Origin of the sequence: Arcobacter arenosus, assembly GCF_005771535.1 — a bacterium.
Taxonomy (GTDB): domain Bacteria; phylum Campylobacterota; class Campylobacteria; order Campylobacterales; family Arcobacteraceae; genus Halarcobacter; species Halarcobacter arenosus.
The window spans coordinates 176,406-193,005 of the sequence record NZ_VANU01000002.1 but is presented as its reverse complement, the minus strand read 5'-3'; the positions used below and the strand labels follow the sequence as shown (position 1 = coordinate 193,005).

Here is a 16,600-nt window from a genome sequence, read left to right as displayed (position 1 = left end):
TTTAAAAGGGACCATTTTTTTAAGACTTCTTTTAGCAAAAGAAATAAATTCTCTTTAAAGAAGCCTTGTGCACGCACTCTCTTTGAGAAATCCTAAAGAGAGCAACGAGTTGCTCTTGTCCCATTTAATTTTGTAAAAGTCTAACAAATATATGATATAATTGCAAGTACTAACAAAAAACATAGGTACTATCTAAAAGTATACTATGTGATTTTATGGAGTTTATGATGACAAAAAGAATAGAAGTTGAAGAAAATTTTGAAAAATGTCCTGTTGAAACTGCCCTTGATGTTTTAGCAGGAAAATGGAAAATTTTAATTTTATGGTATTTAAGACGTGATACATTAAGGTTTAATGAACTTCAAAAACTATTACCTAGAGTTACTCAAAAAATGTTAATACAAAAACTAAGAGAGCTTGAAGAGGATGGGATTGTTCATAGAGAGGTTTATCCAGTAGTACCCCCAAAGGTTGAGTACTCTTTAACAAAATATGGTAAAACTTTAAAACCTATTTTAAAACAGATGTATTTATGGGGAGAGATTCACAAAGAAAAATTTCCAAAATAAATTATTTTGGTTTTTTTAGGGAAAAATAGATTACTGAACTAATTCCAGCATTTGATAAAATCATTGTCATAATCATAATTTGATACCTTACAGCAATTAAAGGGTCAACTCCAGATAAAATTTGCCCTGTCATCATTCCAGGTAAAGAAACAAGACCTACGGCAAGTAAAGAATTAATTTGAGGTATCATACAAGCTTTAAAAGCTATTTCCCTTGCTTTTTCAAACTCTTCGCCCCTTTGAATCTCTTTTTCAAATCGTTCAATAGCTAGGGATAAAGCATTCATTGCATTTGAGAATACCATTCCCGCAATTGGAATTACATACCTTGCTTCAAAGGGTGGTTTTAACTCCAAAACAAGTATCACTATAATACCAAGATTTATAAATCCAGAAATAGCTACAGAAGAAAATATTTGACCATAATGTTTTAAAGATTTATTACTAGTAACTCTTAATGTAATCCATGCGGAAATAGTAATCATAAAAACCATAATTGCTAAATCAACATAAATACTTTTTGTTTCAAAAATAAAAACTAATAGGTAACCAATTGCAATAAGTTGGATAACCATTCTAAAGGTTGAAATTAATATTTCATTACTGTTAAATGTCCATTTTTTATAAAAATACCAAACAAAGATAAGTGGAATAAAAGTAAGAGATAAATTAAAAAATGATATTGTTTGCATAAACTATCATTGATTAGAACTAAGTAAATCTTTCAAACTATCTAAGGGATTTTTACCATCTAAGATTAGTTTTACTTCTTTTGCTATAGGAGTATATATTTGATGCTTTTGAGATAGTTTATTTATAGCTTCAGCAGTCATTACACCTTCAGCTACTTCCCCTAACTCTTCTAAAATCTCTTCGATTGATTTTCCCTGAGCAAGTCCAAGTCCAACTCTGTAATTTCTACTTAGTGTACTACTTGCAGTTAAAAACAAATCTCCAGCTCCTGAAAGTCCAATAAAACTAGACTTTTTAGCTCCAAAATGTTTTCCAAATCTCTGCATTTCAACTAAACCTCTTGAGATTAAAGATGCCCTTGCATTATTTCCAAGATTTAATCCAGCACAAATACCACTTGCAATAGCAAGAACATTTTTGTATGCGCCTGAAACTTCTGCACCAATTACATCTTTTGAATAATATACTTTCAAAAAGTTCGGGAAAAATGGTTCAAACTCATTATAAAGTTTTTTTGATTTTGAATTTATAACAATAGCAGCAGGAAGCCCTTTTATAACTTCTGCGGCAAAAGAAGGGCCAGAGATAAAGCCAATATTTTTTGAAGGGACAAACTCTTCATAAATCTCATTTAAAAATTGTCCACTTGAAGCTTCAATCCCTTTTGAAGCAACAAGTATTTTTTGATTTTTATATACAAAATTATCTCTCAACCATTGTTTTATTTGTTGCGCAGGAATTGCAATAACTAAATATTCACAATTTAAAGCAGTATCTAAATCAACAAAATTTCTAATATCTTTTTTTGTTCTTGATGTTATTAGACATTCTTGTTTTTGAGAAAGAGCGAAATGTAGGGCTTGTCCCCACTTTCCTGCTCCTATTACTGCAATTGAGTTTTTTGTCATTTATGATAATCTTTGCTTTAATAATTCATTTACTTTTGCTGGGTTTGCACTACCTTTAGAAGCTTTCATTGTTTGACCAACAAAAAATCCAAATAGTTTTTCTTTCCCACTCTTATACTCAGCAACTTTATCTTCATTTGCAGCTAAGATTCCATCAATAATCTCTAAAATAGCTCCATCATCAGATACTTGTTTAAGTCCAAGTTTTTCAATAACTGCATCAACTTCTACATCATTTTCAACTAAATAATCTAAAACCTCTTTAGCTGCTTTTCCAGATATTGTTCCATCTTCAATTCTTTTTACAAGTGTTGCTAATGTTTTTGCTTCAACAGGAGAGTTTTCAATAGAAACACCTTCTTTAAATCTTCCTGGTAATTCAACAGTTAACCATGTAGCCGCATTTTTACCTGAGATACCCTCTTTCATCATCTCATCAAAATAATGAGCCATTTCTAAAGAAGCAGTTATTACAGAAGCATCATACTCTTTAAGTCCAAACTCTTTTACAAATCTCTCTTTTTTCTCATCTGGAAGTTCAGGAATTTGTGAATATTTTTCCATCATCTCATCAGTTATGATTAATGGTAAAAGATCTGGGTCTGGGAAATATCTATAATCAGCGGCGTCTTCTTTTCCTCTCATCGATCTAGTTTCACCTGAATCTGGGTCAAAAAGTCTTGTTTCTTGAACAATCTCTGTATCATGAATCCCATCTTCCCATGCTTCAATATGTCTATTTACTTCGTATTTAATAGCTTTTTCAATGAACTTAAATGAGTTCATATTTTTAATTTCGCATCTAGTATAAAGTTTGTCATCACCTTTAGGTCTAATAGATACGTTAACATCACATCTAAAAGAACCCTCTTGCATATTTGCATCACTAATACCTAAATATCTTACAATTGAATGAAGTTTTTTAAGATATAAAATTGCCTCTTCTGCATTTCTCATATCTGGTTCAGAAACGATTTCAAGTAGTGGAGTTCCTGCTCTATTTAAGTCTACATGGGAAACACTTCCTGCATGGATATTTTTACCTGCGTCATTTTCTAAGTGAGCTCTTGTTACACCTATTGTTTTAGAAGTTCCATCTTCAAAGTCAATAACCAATTCACCAAGACCAACAACTGGTACTTCAAATTGTGAAATTTGGTATCCATTTGGTAAGTCTGGATAAAAGTAGTTTTTTCTATTAAAAATTGATTTTTGATTAATTTGTGATTTAAGAGCAGTTCCAAGCATAATTGCTTTATGCACTGCTTCTTTATTTAATACAGGTAAAGCTCCTGGAAGACCTAAACATGTTGGACAAACATTTGTATTAGGCTTTTCCCCAAAACTTGTTGCACATGAACAAAAAAGTTTTGACTTTGTATTTAACTGTACGTGTACTTCTAATCCAATAATAACTTCAAACATTGATGACATCTCTCCTCTACCTTACTATTTTTATATCTGCAGATAGTTTTAGTTTCTCAAAATAATCTTTTAAAAATGTTTGTTCTCTATCTTGCATAATTATGTTAAAAATTCTATCTTTTACATCTTCAAAAGCTATTGTTTGTTGATTCTCTTTTTGAACAATCATTAATGTAACAAATTGTTTATTTGATGTAAAAATTGGTGTAAATTGATTTATGTTTGTTTCATTAATCACATATCTTAATTGGGGATTTAAATTAGTTTGGTCTAAATCAACTGGAGCTCTAGTAACGCCTGGTAAATTTACCATTGGATTTTGAGTTGCATTAATTAAGTCTGCTTTATTTGCTGAAGAATACTGAATAGCTTTTACATTTGAAGCTGCTTTAAATTGATTTTGATTATTTTCATAATAGATTTTTAAATCTTCTTCAGTAGCAATTTTAACATTTCCTCTAACTAGCTTTTGAGTTAGTTTCTCTCTAATAATTTGCTGTTTTGTTTGTTCTTCATAAGCTTCATAATTTTTATATTTTTGTTTAATTATTGATTTGAAAGTATATAAATCCATACCATTTGAAGCTGCAATTTTTTCTAAATAATTATTTACATCAAAAATATCAGCTGTAATATTGTTTTTTTCAACTATTTCTTGAAATAAAGCCTCATCAACTAATTGACTAACTGCTTCTTCTTTAGAAAGGTTTCTTTCAACTTTTCTTTTTTCAATATCATAAAGAGTGATTGGTGTATCATTTACAACTAAAGCTATCGCATCAACCATACCTGCAAATGCAACACTTGAAGTTAAAAGAAGAGTAAAAAATACTTTTTTACCTGTTGACAGAATTCCATATTGTTTCATCATTTTATCCTTTTTCTTAAAAACAGATATTTTACCAAAGAAAAGGTAAATATCTGTTTTGTCAAAAAAAGATTAGATGTTTTTAGCTTTTGAAGTTCTATCAATTAGATAGAAAATTGAGTTATAATCTAATCCTGAGTATTCACTAAGACCAATTTCACATGTCTTAGAAGTAGAAAATGCAAGTTTTGCATCTTTTACATCATCTTTTAAAAATCTTAGTGCTGATTTGTTTAATTCTGGGAAATTGAAACCTCTATCTCCTGCAAATCCACAACATTTTACATTTTCAGGAACAATAACTTTTTTAGCACACATACTAGCTAACTTCACAAAGTTTTCATGTAATCCCATTTTTCTTGTTGTACAATTTGTATGAATTGTGATTGGGTCATCAATTTTTTCAAATTCTAATGCATCAACTAAATATTCAAGAGAGAAATCAATTGGTTCATAGATTTTCATATTTGAAGAGAAATTATCAAGCATCTTCTTAGTACAAGTACCTGTTTCACAAAGTACTGGAATCTCACCATTATTTGTGATTTTTAATAACTCTTTTTCTAATTCATCCGACTTCATTTTTTCTTGTTCTTTAAACCCTTTTGAAGCAAAAGGGGTACCACAACAAAGTTCATTTAAATTATCTGGAAATAAAATTTGAAAACCAGCTTTTTTAAGAACTCTAACTGTTACATCAAATAGTTCTTCTTCCACGCTACTTTCGCTACTTTTACCCATAGACCTTGCTAAACAAGATGGGAAATATACAATTTTTTTATCACTTGATTTTTGTTCAAATGTAATATCAATATTGGTAGCCTTTGGTAGATATGGTGACCATTTTGGAATTGCTCCACCTGACCATTCTCTAAATGTTGATGTAAGTGAATTCATAGAAGCAGTTCCTAATATCTTATGAACTAAATTTGCTCCACCTAAACCAAATCTCATTCCACTTAATGTTGAAGCATAATTGTTTGCAATTTTTGTTGCAATAGAGTTTGCTCTAGGAGTAATTTGTTCGTATCTTAGATGTTTTGTTAATGCTCCTGTATCAATTTTTACAGGACATGCTGTTGCACATAAAGAACAAGCTGCACAAGTATCAACTCCATCATATTGGTATAGATCTTTATACTCTTTAGCTTCTTCTAATTTTCCTTCACTTTCTAGTTGTGAAATAAGTCTATTTAGTGTAATTCTTTGTCTTGGAGTTAGTGTTATATCATTTGAAGGACAAGTTGGTTCACAAAATCCACATTCTATACATTTATCTACTAAATCGTTAGTTGCAGCCATTGGTTTTAAATTTTTCAAGTGAGCTTCTGCATCATCATTGATAATTACACCTGGGTTTAACAAGTTTTTTGGATCAAAAAGATTTTTAATTCTTTTCATCATTTCATATGCAGTTTTACCCCATTCAACCTCAATGAAAGCTGCCATATTTCTTCCTGTACCATGTTCAGCTTTTAAGCTTCCCTCATATTTAACAGCAACAGAATTTACAACATCATTCATAAACGCATCATATCTTTTCACCTCTGATTCAATTGAAAAATCTTGAGTAAATACAAAGTGAAAATTCCCTTCTAAAGCATGGCCAAAAATAAGTGCTTCATTGTAACCATGTTTTTTAAATAGTTCTTGAAGTTCTAAAGTTGCTTCTGCTAATCTTTCAATAGGATAAGCAACATCTTCAATAATAACAGTAGTTCCAAGTTCTCTAACTGCTCCAACTGCTGGAAATAAACCTTTTCTAATTTTCCAATATAAAGTATACTCAGCTACATCTTTAGTAAAATAGATATCTCGTACTACTTTAAATTCAGCTAATAATTCTTCTAGTTGTTTAATTTGTACATCAAGTGCTTCATCGCTAACTGCTCTTGTTTCAATTAATAAGGCAGTGACATTTTCATCAAAATCTTTGATGTATTCGGGCATAGCTGGGTCATTTTCAATACTTCTAAGCCCTGCTCTATCCATTAACTCAACAGCATCAACAATAATTGTTCCTGCTTCCCTTGCAAGTTTTAATTTTGTAACAGCATTACATGCCTCTTCAACATCTTTAAAATAGATTAAGGCACTTGATTTATCTTTTAAATCTTCAACTGTTTGGTAAGTAATCTCTTCAATAAAAGCTAATGTTCCTTCACTTCCAATAATTAGGTGTTGTAAAATCTCAAACTCATCTTCAAAATCAATTAATGCATTTAAAGAATACCCACAAGTATTTTTGATTTTAAATTTTTTCTCAATTTTTGCTCTTAATTCTTCGTCATTTACAGTATCAGATGCAATTTGTTTTAAACCTTGTAAAAAGTCACCATGTGATTTTCTAAATGCTTTTTTTGATTCTTCACAAGCTGTATCTAATTTTGTACCATCTTTAAAAATAAGCTTCATTGATGATAAAGTCTTGTATGAGTTTTGTGAAATACCACAACACATACCAGAAGCGTTATTTGCGGCAATTCCACCAATCATCGCGGCATTAATTGAAGCTGGATCTGGCCCAATTTTTTTACCAAATGGTGCTAAGATATTATTTGCTTCAAGTCCAGTTAAACCTGGTTCTAATGAGATTAAAGATTTATCATCTGAAACTCTAAAGTCTCTAAAGTTTCTTGATGTAACAATTAAAATTGAATCAGAGATTGCTTGACCTGAAAGAGAAGTTCCAGCTGCTCTAAATGTAGAACTTAGTTCCATTTCATGTGCCAATTCTAAAATTGTCGCCACCTCATCTGCATTATCAGTTTTGATAACAATTTTAGGAGTTAGTCTGTAAAATGAGGCGTCAGTGCCATACGCATAAGTGTGTAATTTATCTGTAAAGATATTCTCTTTTTTTAGTTTTTGTGAAATTTGATTAAAAAAATCTAGATATTTCCCTTCTAACATTATCTTTCCTTATTTCTTCATTTTTATTAATTATATATTTTTTGTGTGATATTAATATGTTATTTTAGGGCTATTCAAGGCGTGGGACCGTGTAGATTCTTTGTTGAGGATCATCAATAAAACTGTTCATCCTATCACAAATTTGTAAGATAATATTTTCAATTAAATCAATAACTAATGACATTTTCACCTTTAAAAAGAGAGTTTTAAAACTCTCTTTTAATTACATATCTGCACTCATACCGAAAAATTCTGGATAGAATGCAACTATAAATAATACTATAATTTGTATTGCAATAAAAGGAACTACCCCTTTATAAATTTGTCCCGTTGTAACACCAGCTGGGGCACATCCTTTTAAATAGAACAATGAGAACCCAAATGGTGGGGTTAAGAACGATGTTTGTAAGTTCATTGCAATTAAAATAGCAAACCATACTGGATTTATTCCAAGTGTTTCTGCTACTGGAATTAAAATTGGAACAATAATATATGAAATTTCAATAAAGTCAATAAAGAAACCTAATACTAAAATTGCAAGCATTGTAAATATTACAAATCCCCATTTTTCATCACCCGGTAAACTTAACATTGCATGTTCAACAATCTCTTCTCCACCTGTATATGAAAATACCATAGAAAATGCTGTAGCACCAATTAAGATACCAAATACCATAGATGTTACTTTTACAGATTCTAAAGCAGCTTCTTTTACCATATTAATAGTAAATGTTTTATACATTAAAGCTAATGCAATCGCACCAATACACCCAACTGCAGCTGATTCAGTAGGAGTTGCAACACCTGCAAAGATAGAACCAAGTACAAGAATAATAAGAGTTAATGAAGGGATAATATCAATTAAAGCTCTAAATACTTGTTTTTTCTTGCTTCCACGATTTGGATCTGATGGAATTGCAGGCGCCATATTTTTATTTGCGAATGATAAAATCAAAATATATAAAATATAAGCTCCAACAAGTGCAAGACCAGGCCAAACTGCAGCAGCAAAAAGGTCCCCAACAGGAACTTGAAACACGTCACCTAAAATAATTAATACAATAGATGGAGGGATAATCTGTCCTAATGTTCCTGAAGCACATATAGTTCCGCAAGCCATTGGGGTATTGTATTTATATTTCATCATAACAGGAAGTGAAATAACACCCATTGCTACAACTGATGCTCCAACAACACCTGTAGATGCTGCTAATAATGTTCCAACTAAAACTGTTGAAATTGCAACACCACCTCTAATTTCTCCAAATAAAAACCCCATAGATTCTAAAAGTTTTTCAGCAAGACCTGTTTTTTGTAAAACAATACCCATAAAAATGAACATAGGAATCGCCATTAAAATTGTACTTTGTTGAATAGAGAAGATTCTAAAAGGCATAAACTCAAACATAGATATACCTTCAAGCCAACCTTGACTTAATAAATCCATGAATAATTCACCCTCACCTGCATTTGAGAATATTTCAATAAACCCAGCTGCTATACCAAAAAATACAGAAACAGCTGCAAATGTAAAAGCTACAGGAAAACCTATAATTAGCATAAACAAAGCAGTAAAAAACATAACTATACCAATCATTTAGATTCTCCTTTCTCTATTTTTTCATCATCTGTACCATCAATATTTACAATATGATGTTCATGTCTTTCTAAATCACATTTTAAGTTCTCAATTTCACCTTTTAAGTTATACTCATCAAGTACACTATAACCTTTATATATATTAAGATTTTTGATAAAAAATCCAATTGTAGTGATAATTAAAAGTAAAAAAGATAGCGGAATAAGTGCTTTAACTATCCATCTGTATGGTAATCCACCTGGGTCTCCACTCCCTTCCATTGTATTTAATGCTTCTCTTACAGGAGCCAAAGAATCAATTCCAACTAAAATAGAAATAGGTAGAATAAATACTATTGCCCCAAACATATTAATCATTGCTTTTTTTCTTGGACTTAATCTATCATAAACTAAGTCAACTCTAACATGTCCATCCTCTTTTAGTGTATAACTGATTCCGATTAAAATAATTACTGAAAATAGGTGCCATTCCATCTCTTGCATTGCAATAGAACCAGATTTAAAAAAGTATCTCATAACAACATCATAAAATACATTTAAAATCATAAGTACCATTGCAAAAGCTGTCACAAGACCGATTATATCTGCAAACTTATCAAAACCACGTTCTAGTTTTAATAACATAAAAATTCCTTTGGGTATATTGTGTATATGTTAATAGGTAAGAAAAACATATCCTTCTTACATTTATCTTACCTATTTTTAAATAAAGCAACCCCTAAAAAAGGGGTTGAAGTAAAAAGATATTATAAGTTATCTTTTAAGTAAAGATAATCAGACATCTCTGTCCATTTTCTAGCTTTTTTCTGATATGCTTCTTGTGAATCTAAAATCTCTTTTAATAAAGGATTTTTAGCTTTCATCTCTTCTCTTAATTCTAAGTTAACTTTTTTCATAGCATCCATAACTTCTTTTGGGAAAGTTTTGATTTTAATATTTGGATAATCTTTCTCAATTGATGCCCAAGCTTCTGCACTCATATGGTAGTTTTGTAAATACATATCATGTGCTGCAGCTTTCATTGCAGTTTCAACGATTGCTTGTAAATCTTTTGGTAATTTATTAAACGCTTTTTCATTGATTAAGAATTGTAAATCTAATCCTGGTTCATGCCATCCTGTATAATAATATGGAGCAATTTTGTTGAATCCCATGTTGATATCCATTCCAGGCCCAACCCATTCAAGAGCGTCAATAGTTCCTCTTTCAAGTGAAGTATATAATTCACCTGGAGCAATATTAGTAACAGTTAATCCTAATTTAGCCATGATTTCACCAGCAAATCCTGGGATTCTCATTTTAAGACCTTTTAAGTCATCAACAGTATTAATCTCTTTTCTGAACCATCCACCCATTTGGTTTCCTGAACTTCCACCTGGATAAGATAATACTTTATGTGGTGCATATACTTTTTGAGTTAATTCTTTACCTCCACCATAGTAAAACCATGCATATTGTTCTGGTGTAGTTAAACCAAATGGCATAGTACTTAAAGGTAATGTATTGATATCTTTACCTTTCCAGTAATATGATGCAGAGTGACCCATTTCATATTGACCACCTTTAACCATATCTAAGATACCAAGTGCTGCTTTGTGTTTATTTGATGCATCAACTCTAATTTTAAGTCTTCCATCAGACATCTCTTCAACCATTGCTGCAAATTTTTTAGGTGCATCAATAAATGGTGATAGAGTTGGTCCCCAAGTTGTTGCTAATTTCCATTTGTATACTTTTTTTGCCATAGCATCTGTTGTTGCTAATCCAGCAACTAATGCAGTTGCTACAAGTAGTTTAGTAGTTTTACCAAACATATTCATGTGATCTCCTTTTTTTGTGTCTCGAAAAAATTGTAACAATCATACATGATAATGATATGACATTTTAGTAAAATTTCATGATAAAATCCCTATAAATCGGGCTTTGTGAGCATATGTTCATAAAAATAGCAAATTGCTATTTCCATGCTATTTTTGACTATTTAGTCCACTTTAAATTTATATCCAGTATCAACTACTGTTTCAATATAATCTTTTTTTACAACTTTTCTTAAACGTCTAACAAGACTTCTAATTGATTCAATTGATACAAAAGAACCTTCCCAAACATAATTTTCTATTGCCTCATAAGTTAATACTTGATTCTTTTTTGTTAAAAATAGATTGATTAAGAGTCTCTCTTTCTTTGTTAATCTTTGAGTTTCACCATCAATTGTTATTGTTGAAGATTTATAATCAAAGTAACAATCTTTATCAAAGGTGATTATATCATCTGTTATTTGACAAAGTCTTTCAACTTTTATTTCAAGTTCATCTATAAAAAATGGTTTTTTTAGATAATCATTACATCCAAAATCATATGATTCTTTTATCACATCAAGCTCAACAGAAGCTGAAATTATGATAACTGGAACTTCTGAGTAAAATTCTCTAATTTTTTTTAAAATTTTTATCCCATCAACATTTGGCACATTAATATCTAATATAAAACAAGAAAAACCTTCCATTATATTATTGAAGGCTTCTTTACCATCAACATAACTAAATACCTTGTATCCTTTTAATTCAAGCCTTTTTTTTATTGTTGAATTTAGCTTAACATTGTCTTCAAGAAGCATTATTTTCATTTGCTAACCTTTTATTATGAGGAAGTTTAATTGTGAATATAACATGTTTGTCTTTATTTTTTACATTAATTATACCATTCATCTTGTCTTCAATTATTACCTTTGCCATATAAAGTCCAAAACCTGTACCATCTTTTTTAGTAGTAAAATATGGTTCAAATATTTTGTCAATGATATTTTCATTTATATTTCCAGCATCATCAATAATCTCAATTGTAGTATAGGTATTACAACTTGAGATATTTATAGTAATATTGTATTTTTTTGAACTGTTTTTTTCTAAAACTTTATTTTTAGCATTATTTATCAAGTTTAGTAAAACCTGTTTAAACTCATTTTCATACCCATAAATTAAAAGTTCCTCTTTATCATACTCATAATTGAAATGAAGATTTATATTTGAGTAAAATATTTGTTTACCGATGATTTCAAAAATATCTTCAAAGGCTTTTCTAATAGCAAATAGTTTTTTACTAGTAGAGGGTTTTAAAAAGTTCCTAAAGTCACTTAGGGTTTTTGACATATATTTTATTTGAACCATTGAATCATTTACAAACTCTTTTACTTGAATATCTTTTAATTCATTTAATAAAAATGAGGTTTGTATATCTTGAACTTGCGCTGATAATTCAACTAAAGGCTCATTCCATTGGTGGGCAATGGCAGCTACCATATCACCCATTTCAGCTAGTTTTCCTTGCTGTATTAAAAATTGTTTTTGTTGTATTCTTTCTGTTATATCATCCATTATACAAACAATTCCACCAATAGAACCATCATTGTCTAAATATACCGCTTTATTTATAATTATATGACGCATATGATTGTTTGGTAGATGAAGTGTAACTTCAGATGTATTAGTTCCATGGGTTTTTAGAAGTTCTTCATCTACTTGTTTATTTTTCTTTGCTACTGCTGGGTCAAAAAAATCTTTAGCTGTTTTCCCAATAACCTCTTTTTTAGGAACACTTAAAAGTTCGCAAAATGCTTTATTACAACCTAAAAACTTACCATCTTTGTTTTTATAATAGATTGGATTAGGCAAGGTATCAAGTAATACTTTATCAAATTTGATTCTATTTTGTAAATCTTTTTCAACAATTTTTCTTCTTTGAATATTTGCCTTCATTGAAAATACCATAATAAGTAAAACCGCAATTATAGTTACAGTGATTATTACTAACTTTGTATATTTTCTAATAAATGTATGGGGTTCATTTATTATTGTGTAATCTTTTAAAATCTCTGAAACATCTAAATCAAATCTATTTAACTCATTATAATCAAAAAGATATTTGTTTGGAGATTTTTCTAAAACTGGAATATCATAAACTTTTTCACCATTCAAAACCCGTAAAGCCATTTTAGAAACAGCATCTCCTTGAGCTTTTGCAGACGTTAATAAACCTCCAACAATCCCATAATCTAAGTAAAAATCCCAAAGTCCATAAAGGGGAACTTTAGCTACCTTTCTAATCTCTTTTACACTTTGTCTATAAGTAAAGTATTTACCTGTTTTATCTTTAAACAGTAAAACCAATAAAATGGCACTATTCGAATCTAGTTTTGTAATCTCATTTTGAATATTTTTTATATCTAAATCATCTATATATTCAATTTTTAATCTATTTTTATATCTTTTCATAATTGGTTCTAAATCTTTTTTCATGGCCATACCAGTTTTAGATTTATCATTGATAATTATTAATTTCTGTAAATGTGGTTGGAGATTTAAAATCAGTTCAAAGTTTTTTTCTAAATCAACTTGCTCTACAACTCCACTCATATAGTGGGTTACAAAATTTTCATCTAAAATTGATTTATTAAAATTATTAATTCCACAAAAAAGTACTGGGGAGGTGGGAAATAAAAAATCGTGGTATTTAACTAAAAAATCAAAAGCATTGTTATCACTTACAATAACCAAATCAAATTTTCTGTTTGCAATTTTTTCTTTATATAAATTTGCTAATTTATAAAAATAGTTTTCCCCCGCAACCCTTTTTGTATCCATATAAAAAGTTGTAAGTTCAATATTATCGTAGGGTTCAAAGTTTTTTTCTATTGCTTTAGAGATGTCATCTGTCCATTTATACCCTTTATGATAAGAATGAATCAGTAACACCTCTTTATTTTGTGCATATAAAAAGTTTAAAAAAAGTAATAAAAATAGGATTGTTTTTTTCATAAAAGATTATATCATTAATCAATAAAAATTACATATCCTGATTTTGGTCCATGGGCTCCTATTACTAATGATTGTTCAATATCTGCAGTTTTAGATGGACCACTTACAAATACACCATATGTTGATTTATCAAAGTTTATTTGCTCATAGGCTTCATGCATATTATGAACAATATTATTCTTATCTACTACAATAACAATATTTTGAGCAATAAAATATAAACTTCTATGTCTATTCTCTGGATTATTTAACCATACCGCCCCATTTTCAGAAACTGCAAAATCACCTTTTACAACTGCTAGATCTATATCTTTTAAATTGTGAGGGTCATTTTCTCCATTAGCATCGAAATTTCCAAGGGTAAAACCATCAACATTTGAAGCTATTTGTTTCTCTTCTGGATATAACTCAGAAATTGTTTTATCCAATTCCTCTTTTTTTATAAAAAGGGCTTTCCCCCCTACACTTTCAAGCATTGTAGAAAACTGCTCATAGGGATTTTCATATTTAATCCCAATATTTTTATAAGAAGGTAACTCTGTATCAACAACTACATTATTGTTTCTAATGCTTTGTAAAATTTGCTCTTTACTTGTCATTTTCTAATCCTTCTTTGTAAATCTCTTTAAAACTTTTCTTTGGAAAAGGTGGTAACTCTCGTCCCTCTCCCCAAACATTAAATTTATTGTATAAAAGTGCCCTTGGCATAATTGGCACTAATTTTCTTGCAACTTTTCCTGCAAATGTAAATAGTTTTGGTTTTGTCATTAACCAAACAGCAGCTTGCATAATAAGTTTTTTCTTAGTTGATATGATATCTTTTTCCCTTAAATCTTGTCTGTGTGTATATAGTTGAGAATCAAGGTCAATTTTAACAGGACACACATTTGAGCAAGAACCACATAATGAACAAGCAAATGATAAAGTTTTATGTTTTTTAGGATCTCTAAATGTCCCTAATGTAGAACCAATAGGTCCAGGAATAACATAATCATACGAATGACCACCACTTCTTCTATAAATTGGACAAGTATTCATACAAGCCCCACATCTAATACAGTTTAAAGCTTTTTTATAAGATTTAGATTGTAAGAAGGGACTTCTTTTATTATCAACAATAACAATATGCATCTGTCCACCTTCAATTGGTCCATGAAAATGTGATGTATATGAAGTTATAGGTTGTCCCGTTGCACTTCTTGCAAGTAATCTTGTAAATACACTTAAGTCTTCAAGTCTTGGAATAATTTTTTCTATTCCCATACATGCAATATGAAGTTTGGGTAAAGAAGCACCCATATCTGCATTTCCCTCATTTGTACAAACAACTACTCCACCTGTTTGTGCTATAGCAAAGTTAACCCCAGTTATTCCTGCGTCTGCATTTAAAAACTTTTCTCTTAAGTGAGCCCTTGCTGCTCTTGTTAAATATGTTGGATCAGAATTTCCCTTTTCAGTATTTAATTCTTTATGGAAAGTATCAGAAACATCCTCTTTTTTTAAGTGAATTGCAGGAAGAACAATATGTGAAGGAACCTCTTTTCTAAATTGAACAATTCTTTCACCTAAGTCTGTATCAACAACCTCTAAACCTTTACCCTCTAAATAAGGGTTTAAGTGGCACTCTTCCGTTAACATAGATTTTGATTTAACAACTTTTTTTACATTGTTTTCTTTTAAAATCTTATATACTATTTCATTATGCTCTTGTGCATCCTTTGCAAAATGAACTTTAATCCCTTTTTTAGAAGCGTTCTCTTCAAACTCTAAAAGATATTTATCAAGGTTTGCCATAGTATGTGTTTTTACTTGATCTGCAAAAGTTCTTAATTGTTCCCATTCAGGAATAGATTTAGAAGCTCTATCTCTTTTTTCTCTTACAAACCATAAAGCTTTATCATGCCAATGCATTCTTTCATCATTTGCAACAAACTCTTTTGCTTTAAGTGGGTGATTATGTACGCTCATTTTCTACTCCCCTACTAAAATTTCAGTTATATGCATAACTTTTACTGGTAATTTTTCTCTATTAATGATACCTTCCATATGCATTAAACAAGACATATCTGCACCTGTTATAATTTGTGCATCTGAATCAATATGATCTTTAATTCTATCTTTTCCCATAGCCACAGAGATATCAGGTTCTGTTACGGAAAAAGTTCCCCCAAAACCACAACACTCATCTTCTCTATTTAATTCAACAAGTTCTATACCTTCAACCATCTCAAGTAAGTTTCTTAGTTTATTGTTATATGGGATATTTAATTCAGTTGGTGTCCCTAAATCTAACATTCTATGTCCATGACATGAATTGTGAAGACCAACTTTGTGTGGAAATTTAGCATCTAATTTTTCAACTTTTATAACATCATGTAAAAACTCACTAATCTCATATATTGATGTTTTTACCTTATTGTACTCTTTATCATCTTCTTCAAAAAATGGTTTATAATGATCTTTTACTGTTACTACACAAGATCCCGTTGGAGCTACAATATAATCATATTTTTTAAAAATATCTACAAACTGTTGTGCTAATACTTTCATATCCTTTGAACATCCCGAATTTGACATTGCTTGACCACAACATGTTTGCTCCATTGGATATTCAACTTCAATATCTAATTTTTTTAAAATGTTTAATGTTGCAATACCACAATTAGGGTAAAGTTCGTTCATAAAACAGGGAATAAACAAACCTACTTTCATTTTCTCTCCTAGTCTGCCTTTTGGCTTTTTCATTATTTAAGTCATTCTAATATCATTATATAAGAAAGGTGTGATAATTTAGAATAAAAAGTTATCTATT

At 30.0% G+C, this 16,600-nt stretch carries 14 protein-coding genes; 1 reads left to right on the top strand and 13 read right to left on the bottom strand.

Annotation, left to right across the window (positions count from 1 at the left end):
• The first annotated feature begins 227 nt into the window (after positions 1 to 227).
• Entirely contained in the window at positions 228 to 569 is a 342-nt protein-coding gene (locus tag FDK22_RS05360; RefSeq protein WP_138151882.1) for a winged helix-turn-helix transcriptional regulator, read from the top strand.
• A 1-nt stretch (position 570) separates the two neighbouring features.
• Here the strand turns inward: FDK22_RS05360 and FDK22_RS05355 are convergent, their stop codons facing one another.
• From FDK22_RS05355 to FDK22_RS05295, 13 genes are all read right to left on the bottom strand, one after another.
• The gene (locus FDK22_RS05355) at positions 571 to 1,260 is read right to left on the bottom strand and encodes an ABC transporter permease (protein ID WP_138151881.1); all 690 of its coding nucleotides are present in this window, start codon (positions 1,258 to 1,260) and stop codon (positions 571 to 573) included.
• A gap of 6 nt (positions 1,261 to 1,266) precedes the next feature.
• On the bottom strand, positions 1,267 to 2,169 hold the full coding sequence (locus FDK22_RS05350; RefSeq protein WP_138151880.1) for an NAD(P)H-dependent glycerol-3-phosphate dehydrogenase: 903 nt from the start codon (positions 2,167 to 2,169) through the stop codon (positions 1,267 to 1,269).
• A complete protein-coding gene (gene gatB / locus FDK22_RS05345) occupies positions 2,170 to 3,594 on the bottom strand; it encodes an Asp-tRNA(Asn)/Glu-tRNA(Gln) amidotransferase subunit GatB (RefSeq protein WP_138151879.1) in 1,425 nt (474 codons plus the stop codon).
• Between the two features lie 16 nt (positions 3,595 to 3,610).
• A complete protein-coding gene (locus FDK22_RS05340; protein WP_138151878.1) occupies positions 3,611 to 4,462 on the bottom strand; it encodes a peptidyl-prolyl cis-trans isomerase in 852 nt (283 codons plus the stop codon).
• A gap of 72 nt (positions 4,463 to 4,534) precedes the next feature.
• A complete protein-coding gene (locus FDK22_RS05335) occupies positions 4,535 to 7,375 on the bottom strand; it encodes an FAD-binding and (Fe-S)-binding domain-containing protein (RefSeq protein WP_138151877.1) in 2,841 nt (946 codons plus the stop codon).
• Positions 7,376 to 7,598: 223 nt separating this feature from the next.
• Positions 7,599 to 8,972 (bottom strand): TRAP transporter large permease, encoded by a 1,374-nt coding sequence (locus tag FDK22_RS05330; RefSeq protein WP_138151876.1) that lies wholly within the window; start codon positions 8,970 to 8,972, stop codon positions 7,599 to 7,601.
• Complete coding sequence (locus tag FDK22_RS05325; RefSeq protein WP_138151875.1) at positions 8,969 to 9,598, bottom strand: TRAP transporter small permease subunit; 630 nt, start codon at positions 9,596 to 9,598, stop codon at positions 8,969 to 8,971. Before FDK22_RS05325 ends, FDK22_RS05330 begins: the two co-directional genes overlap by 4 nt.
• Positions 9,599 to 9,720: 122 nt before the next feature.
• Positions 9,721 to 10,794: a TRAP transporter substrate-binding protein gene (locus tag FDK22_RS05320; protein ID WP_138151874.1), complete on the bottom strand. Its 1,074-nt coding sequence runs from the start codon at positions 10,792 to 10,794 to the stop codon at positions 9,721 to 9,723.
• Positions 10,795 to 10,955: 161 nt separating this feature from the next.
• Positions 10,956 to 11,600, bottom strand: coding sequence for a response regulator transcription factor (locus tag FDK22_RS05315; RefSeq protein WP_138151873.1), 645 nt, complete (start codon positions 11,598 to 11,600; stop codon positions 10,956 to 10,958).
• The gene (locus FDK22_RS05310; protein WP_138151872.1) at positions 11,581 to 13,788 is read right to left on the bottom strand and encodes an ABC transporter substrate binding protein; all 2,208 of its coding nucleotides are present in this window, start codon (positions 13,786 to 13,788) and stop codon (positions 11,581 to 11,583) included. The genes FDK22_RS05315 and FDK22_RS05310 overlap by 20 nt, the downstream gene beginning before the upstream one ends.
• 14 nt (positions 13,789 to 13,802) lie before the next feature.
• Positions 13,803 to 14,387: a LutC/YkgG family protein gene (locus FDK22_RS05305; RefSeq protein WP_138151871.1), complete on the bottom strand. Its 585-nt coding sequence runs from the start codon at positions 14,385 to 14,387 to the stop codon at positions 13,803 to 13,805.
• Positions 14,377 to 15,756, bottom strand: coding sequence for a lactate utilization protein B (locus FDK22_RS05300; RefSeq protein ID WP_138151870.1), 1,380 nt, complete (start codon positions 15,754 to 15,756; stop codon positions 14,377 to 14,379). The genes FDK22_RS05305 and FDK22_RS05300 overlap by 11 nt, the downstream gene beginning before the upstream one ends.
• A gap of 3 nt (positions 15,757 to 15,759) precedes the next feature.
• Positions 15,760 to 16,500: a (Fe-S)-binding protein gene (locus tag FDK22_RS05295; RefSeq protein ID WP_138151869.1), complete on the bottom strand. Its 741-nt coding sequence runs from the start codon at positions 16,498 to 16,500 to the stop codon at positions 15,760 to 15,762.
• Positions 16,501 to 16,600 lie beyond the last annotated feature (100 nt).